The organism is Arthrobacter sp. NPDC056691 (genome assembly GCF_042791415.1).
Classification (GTDB): Bacteria; Actinomycetota; Actinomycetes; order Actinomycetales; family Micrococcaceae; genus Arthrobacter.
Genome location: NZ_JBHTXX010000025.1, coordinates 58,912 through 71,504 on the forward strand (window position 1 = coordinate 58,912; position 12,593 = coordinate 71,504).

Here is a 12,593-nt window from a genome sequence, read left to right on the forward strand (position 1 = left end):
CGGCGGCTAAGGTGCGGCGGGTGTTGCCGCTGCGCCGCCGCCCGTCTGGCGCGGCGAAGGCGCAGCCGGTTCCGGAAGCTCCGGCAGGAGCGCGGTGTCCAGCACAATGCCCGGTACGGGTCCCGGATCGGAGCCCCAGCGCGTGGTCCGCTGGGCAGCCGCGACCAGTGAGGAGACGGCCCACTGCCGGGTCTCACCGTCGCTCAGGGCCACGAGGTCGCCATATACCGGAAGAGTTCCGGCCTCGAGGCTGGCCAGACCCGCGGCCGGTTTCTGAAGGAACGAGGTGCCCAGGGTGTAGCCCGGTTCACGGGGAGGAACGGACACGCAGTGAACGCGCGTGTACGCCTCTGCCTGGCCAGCCAGGGCTTCGTGCGTGGCAAGCAGGGAGGCGGCCTGGTCCGCGGCCGGCCCGTCCAGGCGCGTCAGCGCCACCTGGTAGCCGTACACGGTTTCAACTTCTGTCCTGACCACCCGGTTGAGCGCCGCTGCCAGCGTGGCACGGCCGGATGGTTCCGATGTTTGGGTGGACTGGCCACCGGGGACTGGTTGGGCGCCATCCTGTGATCCGGAGGGGCTGGCGACGGAGCACGCCGTGGCCGCGTTGCGCTGCGTTGCCGCCGGCGCCTGGAGCGCAGGCGGCGGCGTCCCGGCAGCCTGTGCCAGTGCCGTCGCCTGAAGCAGCTGAGCGGTTCCTACCGCGGCAAGCAGGCGGGCCATCCCGCCGTCGGCCTTCCCGGCATGGACGAGACGTGCTTTGCCGCTCGTGGACAACTCGGCCACCAGCGCCGGCAGTGTTGCCGTGCCGGAGGTTGCTGCACCCGATGATGCCGTGGCGGCGGGCCCTGTGGTTCCGGACGCGCCGGCGGTTCCCGTTGAGCCGGCCGCCGAACCTGCGCCTACCGCAGAACTGGCGGTGGCGCCGCCCGGTACAAGGAGCGCCCTTGCCTGCGTAGTCAGCAAAGTCACAGTGTGCGAAAACAGCTGCCGGCGGGCGCCGGACGATCCGTCTGCGAGCTGCTGGCTGGCCGCCCTCAAGTCCATGGTTTCCGCAAGGGCTGCGGCGCGTGCCTGCTCCGAGAAAGGAGGCGCTGCCGGCGCCGGGGATTCCCGCGGAATCAGCACGAAACCAAGGCTTAGCACCAGGAATGCAGCAAGTGCCAGCAGGGCGTACCGGAGATAGCTGGCCGGCTTTCTCTTTCGGCTCCTGTCGTCATTCACAACAGACCATGTTGTCACGGCCGACGCGAACTCCGTGCACCAAGGTGCCCGGAAAATCGCTAGTCTAGTAGTCACAACATCATCTAACGGGAGGCGGCCGGCATCGTGAGCAACGTAGAAGCCACAGCTTCATCAGACCGGACCGACGCGGGAAGGGCTGAACCCGCGGCTGTCCACAATCCCGAGGCTGAACGCCTCCGGGCGCTGCTGGAGCCCGCAGTCCAGTCGCACCGGCTTTACCTGGAGGATGTTGCCATCCACATCGCAGGTTCCAACCGCGTGGTCCACGTAGTGGTGGATCTGCCGCAGGAAGAAACGGGCGGAGTGGGCCTTGACGTCATCGCAGACATCTCCAAGGAACTCTCCGACATCCTGGACAGCGACCCCGGCACGGACAGCCGGCCGTATGACCTTGAAGTTTCATCGCCCGGCGTGGGGCGGCCGCTGACCGAGCCCCGGCACTGGCACCGCGCCCGCGGACGCATGGTCGCGGTGAACGTGATCCAAGGGGAGAACGTCACGGGCAGGATCAGCTCCGTTGACGACGCCGGCGTGACCCTCGTCCCCGAACTCGCCGTGAAAAAGGGCATGAAGCCCAGGCAGGGCGACCCCGTAAAACTTCCTTTCGACAAGATCCGCAGCGGAAAAGTCGAAATTGAGTTCAGCCGCCTCGACGAGGCCGGTCTGGAAACTGAGCACAATGGACCTTCTGAGGAGGCCTGATGGATATTGACATGAGCGCGCTGAGACTCCTGGAGCGTGAGCGCGAAATCCCGCTGGATCTCCTCATCCCCACGATCGAGCAGGCACTGCTCGTTGCCTACCACAAGTCGCCGGGCGCCTTCGAGAAGGCCCGGGCGGAGCTGGACCGCAAGAGCGGCCACGTGACCATCTGGGCCACGGAAATCGACGACGACGGCGCCCCCATCGGCGAGTTCGAACACACGCCGGCCGGGTTCGGCCGCATCGCCGCCAGCACCGCCCGGCAGATCATCCTGCAGCGGCTGCGCGACGTCGAGGACGACAACGTCCTGGGCGAATTCAAGGGCCGCGAGGGTGAACTCGTTGCCGGGCTGATCCAGCAGGGTAACAACCCGCACATGATCCAGGTCAACCTGGGCGCTGTGGAAGCGCTGCTTCCGCCGCCGGAGCAGGTGCCGGGGGAGAAGTACATCCACGGGAACCGGCTGCGCGCGTACGTGATCGACGTGCACCGCGGCACCAAGGGCCCGTCCATCACCCTGTCCCGTTCTCACCCGGGCCTGGTTCGGAAGCTTTTCGAACTGGAGGTCCCCGAGATCGCCGACCGCTCCGTGGAGATCGTCGCCCTGGCCCGCGAGGCCGGGCACCGCACCAAGATCGCGGTCAAGGCAAACACGTCGGGCATCAACGCGAAGGGTGCGTGCATCGGCGAAATGGGCTCGCGCGTGCGGGCGGTCATGACCGAACTGAACGACGAAAAGATCGACATCGTTGACTTCAGCGAGGATCCGGCCACTTTCATCGCCAGCGCACTGTCGCCGTCGCGCGTGAATTCGGTCACTATCACCGATGAGGCCACCCGTTCGGCCCGCGTCGTGGTGCCGGATTACCAGCTCTCCCTTGCCATCGGCAAGGAGGGGCAGAACGCCCGCCTCGCCGCCAAGCTGACGGGGTGGCGGATCGATATCGTCTCGGACGCCGCCGCTCCGCGCGGTTAGAAGCACTGGCCGGACGGAGGAAAAGCCGTCCGGCACAGGCCCGTAGGTTGACCGGTATGCGCGCCACTGCGGCGGGCACTTTCGGTTTCCCGTTTCGGGTATGGGGCCCGTGAGGGGCTAGAATAGAACTTGGCCGCGCCCAGCGGCCGGCATCAGCGTGTTCGTGCGCCGGGCCCTGCCGAAAGGCAGTGGCGGGCGGCCGGGCAGGCAGATAGGTACAGGCAGGAAGATACTCGGCAGTGGCACACGTGCAACAACTCGGGAATCAACCGCAGCGTACCTGCATCGGATGCCGGAAACAGGGGCCGCGGTCAGAGTTGCTCCGGCTTGTCTCCGACACCGGCGGTTCGTCCGCCGTCGTGGTGGATGAACGACGCCGGATGGCTGGCCGGGGTGCATGGCTGCACCCCAGCGAAGCGTGCCTGGCCCTGGCGGTCAAGCGGCGAGCCTTCGGAAGGGCCCTCAACGGGTCAACCGGAACCGCCGCCGTCGAACGCCGGATAACGGCAGGAGCGCACGCTGCGGACGTCCCGGCGTCTGCAGTACCAACCGTCCAACCTGAAAGCGGGTCAGAAATCTGATGGAAACCCGATGAGTTCCCAGCGATGAGTGCGTAACGATGACAACTTTGTTGCGCTCTGCAATGGGCCTTTCAGCTGTAACCGCAGCGGGGGCCCGCAGTAAGAAGTAGACGGTTCGTACCTGGCTCGGTGCGGACCGAGACAGGAGAAATGTGGCCAAGGTCCGCGTACATGAGCTTGCAAAAGAGCTCGGTATTACTTCCAAAGATGCAGTAACCAAACTGCAGGAACTGGGCGAATTTGTTCGCTCCGCCTCTTCCACCATTGAGGCCCCCGTGGTGCGGAAACTCCGCAACGCGTTCCCGGCTGCCGCCGCTTCGAAGTCCGAAGCCCCCGCAGCCGCCCCCAAGTCCCCGGCCAGGCCGGCGGAATCCCGTCCCGCGCCGGCTCCCGGTCCCGCTGCCCCCAAGGCTGCGGCCCCTGCTCCGGCTCCCGCGCCGGCACCGGCCCCCAAGGCCGAGGCGCCTGCAGCTCCGGCCGCCCCGGCAGCTCCGGCTGCTGCAGCGCCTGCTGCGCCCTCCACTGGTGCCAAGCCGGGAGCCCGTCCCGCGCCCAAGGCTGAGACTCCGTCACGTCCGGGCGGCGCTCCGCGTCCCGGTGGCCCCCGCCCCGGAAACAACCCCTTCGCCACGTCCCAGGGCATGCCCCGCGGCCGTGGAGGCGACGGCGAACGTCCGCCGCGCCCGGGCAACAACCCGTTTGCAACGTCCCAGGGCATGCCCCGTCCCGGCGGTGGCCGCACTGATGGCGAGCGTCCCGGTGGTCCGCGTCCCGCAGCCGGTGCCGGCGGACCCCGCCCCGGTGCGCCGCGTACCGGCGCTACGCCTGGCCCGCGTCCTGCGGCCGGTGCAGGTGGCCCCCGTCCCGGCGGTCCCCGCCCGGGTGCCGGCGGAAACCGGCCCACGCCTGGCATGATGCCTAACCGCACCGAGCGTCCCGCACCTGCAGGTGCCGGCCGTCCCGGTGGCGGCGGTCGCGGTCCCGGCCGTCCCGGCGCTCCCGGAACCGGCGGTCCCGGTGCCGGCGGCGGTGCTCCGGCCGGCGGTGGCTTCGGCAAGGGCGGCCGCGGTCGCGGCGGAACCCAGGGTGCGTTCGGCAAGGGCGGCGCAGGCCGCGGCAAGCAGCGCAAGTCGAAGCGCGCAAAGCGCCAGGAACTTGAGCAGATGAGCGCACCGTCGCTGGGTGGCGTGAGCGTACCCCGCGGCGACGGCAACACCGTTATCCGGCTTCGCCGTGGCTCGTCCATCACGGACTTCGCCGACAAGATCGAGGCGAACCCCGCCGCGCTGGTTACCGTGCTCTTCCACCTCGGTGAAATGGCAACGGCAACACAGTCGCTGGACGAGGACACCTTTGCCCTCCTCGGCGAGGAACTCGGCTACAAGCTGCAGGTCGTATCACCGGAGGACGAGGAGCGCGAGCTGCTCAGCGCCTTCGATATCGACGTCGAGGCCGAACTCGAGGCTGAAGGCGACGAAGTGCTCGAGCCGCGTGCGCCGGTCGTCACCGTGATGGGTCACGTTGACCACGGTAAGACGCGCCTGCTGGATGCGATCCGGAACTCCGACGTCGTTGCCGGCGAGCACGGCGGCATCACCCAGCACATCGGTGCCTACCAGATCAGCCACGAGCACGAAGGCGTGGCACGCGACATCACCTTCATCGATACCCCGGGCCACGAGGCGTTCACCGCCATGCGTGCCCGTGGTGCGAAGGTCACGGACATCGCGATCCTGGTTGTGGCAGCGGACGACGGCGTGATGCCGCAGACCGTTGAAGCCCTCAACCACGCCCAGGCGGCCAACGTGCCGATCGTCGTGGCCGTGAACAAGATCGACAAGGAAGGCGCGAACCCGGACAAGGTCAAGGGTCAGCTCACCGAGTACGGCCTGGTTCCGGAAGAATACGGTGGCGACACCATGTTCGTTGAGGTCTCTGCCCGCCAGAACGTGAACATCGACGAGCTGATCGACGCCGTGCTGCTGACCGCCGACGCCGCGCTGGACCTTCGGGCCAACCCGGACAAGGCTGCACGAGGCATCGCCATCGAAGCGAACCTGGACAAGGGCCGCGGTTCCGTGGCCACCGTCCTGGTGCAGTCCGGTACCCTCGCGGTCGGCGACACGATCGTGGCCGGTACGGCCCACGGCCGCGTCCGCGCCATGTTCGACGAAGACGGCGAAGCCCTCGACGTCGCACTGCCGTCGCGTCCGGTCCAGGTCCTTGGCCTCTCCAACGTGCCGCGCGCCGGTGACACCTTCCTGGTGACCGCTGACGAGCGTACGGCCCGCCAGATCGCCGAAAAGCGTGAAGCTGCCGACCGCAACGCCCAGCTCGCCAAGCGCCGCAAGCGCATCAGCCTGGAAGACTTCGACCAGGCCGTCGCCGAAGGCAAGATCGACACCCTCAACCTCATCCTCAAGGGTGACGTGTCCGGTGCCGTGGAAGCCCTCGAAGACGCGCTGCTCAAGATCGATGTTGGCGAAGGCGTCCAGCTCCGTGTCATCCACCGCGGTGTTGGTGCGATCACACAGAACGACGTCAACCTGGCAACGGTCGACAGCGCAGTCATCATCGGCTTCAACGTCAAGCCTGCCGAGCGCGTTGCCGAACTGGCAGACCGCGAAGGCGTGGACATGCGCTTCTACTCCGTCATCTACGCAGCAATTGATGACATCGAGCTGGCCCTCAAGGGCATGCTCAAGCCGGAGTACGAAGAGGTCCAGCTGGGCACCGCCGAGGTCCGCGAAGTGTTCCGTTCCTCCAAGTTCGGCAACATCGCAGGTTCCATCGTTCGCTCGGGCACCATCCGACGCAACACGAAGGCCCGCATCAGCCGCGGCGGCAAGGTCATCGGCGACAACCTCACGGTGGAGACGCTCAAGCGCTTCAAGGACGACGCCACCGAGGTCCGCACGGACTTCGAGTGTGGTATCGGGCTTGGCTCGTACAACGACATCACCGAGGGCGACATCATCGAGACCTTCGAGATGCGCGAGAAGCCGCGCGTCTAAGTCGGTTTCGCGGGTGGGGCCGTTGGAATATTTCCGGCGGCCCCATCTTTTCCGCCGCAGAGGGGGCCGCCCCTCCGCTGGGTGGCGAACGTCTTTCGACGTTCGCCACTCAGCTCCGGCAGGCCCGATGCCACTCCCGGGCCCCCTCCACGGCTCCAAAGAGCCGCCGTAAATTTTCCAACGGCGTCCGTCGTAGACTCGCCTTGGGTGCGTGGCAATTATTGAACTTGTGTACGTAAGCCGCCGTCGCGCCGTCGTACATCCATACTTAGGAGTAAAAATGGCTGATCCGGCACGCGCTGCCAAGATGGCGCAGCGGATTAAGGTTGTTGTTGCTGAGGCTTTGGGCCGGAGGGTGAAGGATCCCCGGCTTGAGGGGATCACTGTCACTGATGCCCGAGTGACCAATGACCTGCAGCATGCCACCGTCTACTACACCGTGTTTGGCGACCCGGCCGTGCAGGCTGATGCTGCCAAGGGGCTGGAAAAGGCCAAGGGTGTGCTTCGGCAGGAAGTGGGCCGGAACATCACTGCCCGGCTGACTCCCACGCTTGAATTTGTCGCGGACCAGATCCCCGTGAATGCGTCCAACCTCGAAGAGCTGCTCCGCACCGCTAAGCAGCGTGATGCCGAGGTGGCCGAGTTGGCTAAGAACGCCAAGCACGCCGGCGACGCCGACCCGTACAAGAGCGACGCCCAGGCGGACGTGGACATCGACGAAGACGACTTCGACGAAGAGGACCTCGACCTGGCGGACGACGAGGCAATCGACGAGGACCGGAACCGCTAGCGTTACGGGTTCTGGACTCTGAATTTCATGCCGTCAGGCACTGTAAGAGTGCGGCCGGATCTCTTCGATCCGGCCGCACCCTTACTTTTTTGCCTCTCGGTCCTTACTTTTCGTTAGTCGTCCAGCGGGGCTTTCACGACGCGGCCGTCCGGTGCCGCATTCGGTGCGGGCAGCGAGTTGACGGTTGCGTAGACGGATTCACCCCTGATGTCGACGTCGGCCGTGAGCACGCCCGGAAGCACCACCGTCTGCCTCCCTGAGTGGGCGGACAGCCTCAGGACGCCCTCGCCGAACAGCGACGCAACGTACACGTGCCCGTCGTCGTCCATGTCCAGGCCGGTCGGTGACATCACGTTGTCGGCGAACAGCTTAACGTGGCCGTTGTGTGGGTTGACCTTGTACACCGCCCCGCGGGCACCCAGCGCAGGGTCCTCCGGGCCGCCAGGCAGCACCGAGACGTACAGCCAGCCGTCGGGTCCGCGCTTGACGTCGGTGGGCACCGGCTCGAAACGGTAGGTGTGGCCGGCGACGCAGCCCGGAAGCTTGAGGGCCGCGGCTTCCTTGGCGGTGAACGTGTGTGGCCGGGCGGGAAGCACGGCAACGGTTTCGGCCTCGCCTGACTCCACGTCGACCGAGACGATGGCGTTGGCTCCGGCGTCGGCGACGTAGATGGTGCTGCCATAGACATCGATCCCGTAGGGATGCGAATCGATCTGGCCCTTGTAGGAGACCGGAACATCCTTGGGCAGTTTCGCAATGCAGGCGGCAGGAAGGTCCTTGAAGCCGTAGCTGGTGCCGGCGTCGGCGTTGTGCTTCATCTCAAGGGCGGCGAGGTCGCCGAAGGTGCGGTGTTTGCCGTCGGCGTCAATGCTCCTGATGTGACCGGCCAACGGCTTCGGGTCCATGGGGCCGGCGCCTTGGCTCTCTGCAAGGTAAATGGTGCGGCCGCGGCGGTCGCTGCCGGCCACGTCCCAAGCCGCGTTCCGGTAGACCACCGATTTGCTGCCGTCCCGGGCGATTTTCGTCAGCTGCCCCTTGAATTCCTCGCTGACCAGAACCGAACCGCCCGGTCCGTCGCTGAGGTGGAGCGGGCTCAGCAGGCCCTTGGCAAGCACAGTGTGTGCCGACCGGGTTGCTGCGGCCTTGCCTGCCGGGGTCGCGTGGCCAGCCGGGGACGCCGACAAAAGGAGTGAGGCAGCCGCGACAGCCGCCAAAAGTGCTCGTTGCTTTTCCATGCCGTCTCCAATGTCTTTGTTGCAAATCCAGAAACATTGAGACCGATATGTGGTCCGAAAAAACGGGTCCCCCGACGCGCGCATTTTAAGCCCGGCCTTGGCGGCATGTCGATGGGCCGGAGCTTGCTCGGACCGGTGAAAAAGGTTTTGGGGAGCCGGGCCCGCGGGGCAGAAAACTGTCAGACCGCCTCTTCAAACTGGATCTATGGAAGCCGTTGGGGGATTCACCGCAGGGGGTGCTGCAGACCGGGCCGGACGACGTGGTCCTGGTGGGTTGGCTGTTGTTGCGGGGAACGACGGCGGTGGCTGGGACAGCGGGGTCGCTCCCGCCGTCGGGGCTGTTAATGTCAGACCCCCTCATGACAATGGTTTTATGGAAGCCGTTGGGGGATTCACCGCAGACCGGGCCGGACGGCCCGGTGCCGGTGGGTTGGCTTCCGTCGGAGGGAACGACGGCGGTGGCTGGGACAGCGGGGTCGCTCCCGCCGCCGGCACTTCAGTCGGCCGGTTGCTGCGCGGCGGAGCTGCTACAGACTCCGAGGCAAAAAATGTCAGACCCCCTCAGCACAATGGTTTTATGGAAACCGTTGGGGGATTCACCGCAGAGGGTGCCGCACACCGGGCCGGATGGTCCGGCGGCGGCGGGTTGGTGTCCATGGGGGCGAACGCCCTGCAGAGCCTTCCAGCCGCGGCCGACGCGGTCGACCAGTCCCTTGCGTTGCTGGCCTCGGACCCCATCAGCGCCGAGGACACCGGGCTGTGGGGTTTCCGTCAGTCCGCTGATTTCGCGGACCGGGTCGAGGAGCTCTCCCGGAAAGTGGAGCATCTGCAGGTGCTCGCCGCCGGGGCGGTGGACCGGTCCCGCACCGAGGCCCTCACCGCCGCCGCGGCACCCCTCGTCCCCACCGCTGCTTTGGGCCAGGATTCAGGCGCGGATCCGGGCGCTGACGGTTCCCGGAACACCGTCGAATTCCTCCGCGGCAGGCTGCGGATCAGCGCCGGCGAGGCCCGCCGCCGCCTCGCCCTTGCCGATTCGGTCCTGCCCCGGGCCGGTTTCGGCGGACAGCAGCTCCCGCCCCGCTACGAAGAGCTCGCCGCCGCCATCAGCACCGGGCAGGTCAGCTCACGCGCCGGGACCACCATCACCCTCGCCCTGGACCGGGCACGGCATTTCACCACCCCCGCCCGGGCCGCGGAGATGGAACACGACCTGACCGTCACCGCCGTCGAGAACGACGCCGACTTCCTGACCCGGGTCGCCCGGCACTGGGCCGAGGCGATCGACCAGGACGGCACCGAACCCTCCGAAGCGGCCCTCCGCCAGATCCAGGGCGCCTTCATCCGCCGGCCCAAACACGGCCTGCAGCACCTGGAAATCTTCGCCACCACCGAACAGTTGGAAACCCTCACCACCGTCATGAACACCGCCACCAACCCCCGCACCCCCACACCAGGACACGAAACCGACGGCGGGAACGACAGTGACGGGACCGGTGGTGCCGGGTCCAGCCCCGCCGGCACAGCGGCGGGTAAACAGAGCGATCCAGCCGGGTGGGACACCCCGGGCATCCCGGAGATCACCCTGGACCACCGGTCCGATGCGCAAAAGCGGCTCGACGGGCTCGTCGGCGCCTGCCAAACAGCCCTCACCACAGATACCCTGCCCGCCAACGGCGGGCACCGGCCCCAAATCCTGGCCACCATCGATTACCGCGACCTCCTGGCCAAAGTCGAGCGATGGCAGGACCTCCAGGGGCAGCCCGGCTACACCGGCGACGGCACCGCCCTGTTCGCGTTCAGCGGGCCGGTGAACCCGGCCACGATCCGCAAAATCGCCTGCGACGCCGACATCATCCCCATCGTCCTCGGCACCCAAGGACGCATCCTGGACATCGGCCGCGCCGCACGCGTCTTCCCACCCCACATCCGCAAAGCCATCACCGCCCGCGACCAAGGCTGCGCATTCCCCGGCTGCACCATCCCCGCACCCTGGTGCGAAGCCCACCACATCACCTACTGGTCCCGCGGCGGACCCACCAGCACCGAAAACGGCGTCCTCCTCTGCAGCCACCACCACCACCTCATCCACAAGGAAAACTGGCACATCGACGTCACCAACGAAGTTCCCTGGTTCAAACCCCCACCCGAACTCGACCCCCACCGAAAACCACGCCGCAACCAATACTTCCGCTCACGACCCCAACGGGAATGAGTGCGGCCGACGAGGAGATTCCGCGGGACCGTGCCGTCCTCGCCGTCGAACTGGCATCGGCTACCGCATGTCGACTCCCGGGAGATGGCGCCGCCCAGTCCCGCAGCACCATCAGGCTGGCTATGATCAGACCATGCGCGCCCACCCCTCAGCTGCAGACGTGACCGAATACCTGACTGAAGCCGTGGCCTTGGCCCAACGGAACGTCGCCGCTGGCGGCGGGCCCTTCGGCGCGCTCGTGGTGACGGCCGACGGCACCGTCCACGAAGGGGTCAACCGCGTCACCCGGGACAACGACCCCACCGCCCACGCCGAGGTGGTGGCCATCCGGACCGCAGCTGCGGAGACCCGGAACTTCGACCTCAGTGGCGCCGTCCTGTACGCCAGCTGCGAGCCCTGCCCGCTGTGCCTCGCGGCAGCGCTCTGGGCGCGGATCGACCGGGTGTACTTCGCCGCCGACCGGCACGGCGCAGCGTCCGCTGGATTTGACGACGCACTCTTCTACGAATACTTCGGCGGCTCCCGGCCGGAACTGCTGCCGGTCAGCCACACCCCGGTTCCGACGTCGGCCGACCCGTTCGATGCCTGGCGCAACAACGCCGAACGCACCGACTACTGAATTCTCTTACCGGGCAGGCTACCGCCCTGGGAGCCTGCCCACGCCCTCGACCAATTCGCTCTGGTCGCCGCACAACGCGATCCGGATCCAGCCCTCGCCGATGGAGCCAAAGGCGGTTCCGGGAGCAAAGGCGACACCGGCCTCGGCGAGGAACTGCTTGACCCAGGCCCGGACGTTTCCGCCGCTCACGTGCGAGACGTCCGCCCACAGGTAGAACGCCCCCTGCGCGCTCAGGAACGGAATGCCCTTCTGTGCCAGCACAGCCGATGCCGCGTCGCGGTTGCCGCGGTAATGCGCGTGGGCCTGCGACACATAGTCCTGAGGTCCGGTCAATGCGGCGAGCGCCGCGTACTGGGACGGCGACGCCACGCAGGAGACGATCGCTTCCATGACGTTGTTCATCCGCTGCTCCAGCCCGGGCGGGCAGATCAGCGCCCCAATACGCAATCCGGTGAGCCCATAGGTTTTGGACAGCGTCAGCGAGGTGAACACGCGCGCCTCGTCTGGGGCGGTGCTGTCGAACCGGGCAGGACTCACGTGCGGGACGTCGTACGTGAAGGCCTCGTAGCATTCGTCCGAGATGATCCACAGGTCGTGGCGGCGGGCCAGTTCCACCAGTTCACGGGTCAGGTCCTCCCGGAGGACTGCACCCAAAGGGTTCGACGGCGAGTTCAGCATTAGCACACGTGTACGGTCCGTGATGAGCGCCTCGATGTCCGCGATCCGGGGCTGGAAATCGTGCGCGGGGTACAGAGGATACTCCACGGGGACGGCGTGCAACAGCCGGCTGGTCATGGCAAACGTGGGATAGCCCGGATTGGGGATCAGTATTTCGTCGCCGGGAGCGAGAAGCAGGCTCATGGCGAAGTGCAGACCCTGCTGGGCGCCGTCGACCACGTATACGCGGTCCGCGCCGATGTCTACGCCGGACTGCTCCCGGAACCTGGCGGCGAAAGCCTCCCGGAGCGGCGGGATGCCGGCATTCGGCGTGTAGTTGGTCTCGTCACGGTCCAGGCATGCGATTCCGGCTTCCAGGACATGGCGGGGCAGCGGGAACCCGGGCTCTCCGATGCTCAGGATCAGCGCCCCAGGTGTGCGCCACGCCGCCTCGGTGATCTCGCGGATCTGGTTGACGGGAACGTCGCGTATGTGCGCGGAAAGCTCGGGCATGAGTGCCATCCTAGCGCCGGGTGTCGCCGCGTGGCCGATGAGCGGAGCGCG

General features: G+C 67.0%; 10 protein-coding genes. 7 read left to right on the forward strand and 3 right to left on the reverse strand.

The genetic code is table 11. The features are described 5' to 3' along the window. Positions 1-6: 6 nt before the first annotated feature. Positions 7-1,221, reverse strand: a complete 1,215-nt coding sequence (locus ACFRAU_RS18190; RefSeq protein WP_378000950.1) for a ferritin-like domain-containing protein — start codon at positions 1,219-1,221, stop codon at positions 7-9. 105 nt (positions 1,222-1,326) lie between these two features. On the opposite strand from ACFRAU_RS18190, the gene rimP reads away from it, so the two are divergent. The 5 genes from rimP to rbfA all read left to right on the forward strand — a co-directional run bounded on the left by rimP (position 1,327) and on the right by rbfA (position 7,306). Continuing rightward, complete coding sequence (gene rimP, locus ACFRAU_RS18195) at positions 1,327-1,944, forward strand: ribosome maturation factor RimP (protein WP_377994203.1); 618 nt, start codon at positions 1,327-1,329, stop codon at positions 1,942-1,944. Next, positions 1,944-2,921 (forward strand): transcription termination factor NusA, encoded by a 978-nt coding sequence (gene nusA / locus ACFRAU_RS18200; protein WP_377994204.1) that lies wholly within the window; start codon positions 1,944-1,946, stop codon positions 2,919-2,921. Before rimP ends, nusA begins: the two co-directional genes overlap by 1 nt. Positions 2,922-3,169: 248 nt before the next feature. Then, entirely contained in the window at positions 3,170-3,502 is a 333-nt protein-coding gene (locus ACFRAU_RS18205; protein ID WP_377994211.1) for a YlxR family protein, read from the forward strand. Positions 3,503-3,654: 152 nt separating this feature from the next. After that, a complete protein-coding gene (gene infB, locus ACFRAU_RS18210) occupies positions 3,655-6,516 on the forward strand; it encodes a translation initiation factor IF-2 (protein WP_377994205.1) in 2,862 nt (953 codons plus the stop codon). Positions 6,517-6,796: 280 nt separating this feature from the next. Next, complete coding sequence (gene rbfA / locus ACFRAU_RS18215; protein ID WP_377994206.1) at positions 6,797-7,306, forward strand: 30S ribosome-binding factor RbfA; 510 nt, start codon at positions 6,797-6,799, stop codon at positions 7,304-7,306. 113 nt (positions 7,307-7,419) lie between these two features. Here rbfA and ACFRAU_RS18220 read toward each other — a convergent pair whose 3' ends face one another. Further along, entirely contained in the window at positions 7,420-8,541 is a 1,122-nt protein-coding gene (locus tag ACFRAU_RS18220) for a ScyD/ScyE family protein (protein WP_378000951.1), read from the reverse strand. Positions 8,542-9,118: 577 nt separating this feature from the next. On the opposite strand from ACFRAU_RS18220, the gene ACFRAU_RS18225 reads away from it, so the two are divergent. Both ACFRAU_RS18225 and ACFRAU_RS18230 read left to right on the forward strand, forming a co-directional pair. Next, complete coding sequence (locus tag ACFRAU_RS18225) at positions 9,119-10,753, forward strand: DUF222 domain-containing protein (protein WP_378000952.1); 1,635 nt, start codon at positions 9,119-9,121, stop codon at positions 10,751-10,753. 133 nt (positions 10,754-10,886) lie between these two features. Continuing rightward, on the forward strand, positions 10,887-11,372 hold the full coding sequence (locus ACFRAU_RS18230) for a nucleoside deaminase (protein WP_377996260.1): 486 nt from the start codon (positions 10,887-10,889) through the stop codon (positions 11,370-11,372). 18 nt (positions 11,373-11,390) lie between these two features. Here ACFRAU_RS18230 and ACFRAU_RS18235 read toward each other — a convergent pair whose 3' ends face one another. Beyond that, complete coding sequence (locus tag ACFRAU_RS18235) at positions 11,391-12,542, reverse strand: pyridoxal phosphate-dependent aminotransferase (RefSeq protein ID WP_378000953.1); 1,152 nt, start codon at positions 12,540-12,542, stop codon at positions 11,391-11,393. Between the last annotated feature and the right edge of the window lie 51 nt (positions 12,543-12,593).

What these genes read in the sequence shown, in the direction of transcription:
- ACFRAU_RS18220 (WP_378000951.1), bottom strand. Translation starts at nt 8,541, where the DNA reads ATGGAAAAGCAACGAGCACTTTTGGCGGCTGTCGCGGCTGCCTCACTC.
- ACFRAU_RS18235 (WP_378000953.1), bottom strand. Translation starts at nt 12,542, where the DNA reads ATGCCCGAGCTTTCCGCGCACATACGCGACGTTCCCGTCAACCAGATC.
- ACFRAU_RS18225 (WP_378000952.1), top strand. Translation starts at nt 9,119, where the DNA reads ATGGAAACCGTTGGGGGATTCACCGCAGAGGGTGCCGCACACCGGGCC.
- nusA (WP_377994204.1), top strand. Translation starts at nt 1,944, where the DNA reads ATGGATATTGACATGAGCGCGCTGAGACTCCTGGAGCGTGAGCGCGAA.
- ACFRAU_RS18230 (WP_377996260.1), top strand. Translation starts at nt 10,887, where the DNA reads ATGCGCGCCCACCCCTCAGCTGCAGACGTGACCGAATACCTGACTGAA.
- rbfA (WP_377994206.1), top strand. Translation starts at nt 6,797, where the DNA reads ATGGCTGATCCGGCACGCGCTGCCAAGATGGCGCAGCGGATTAAGGTT.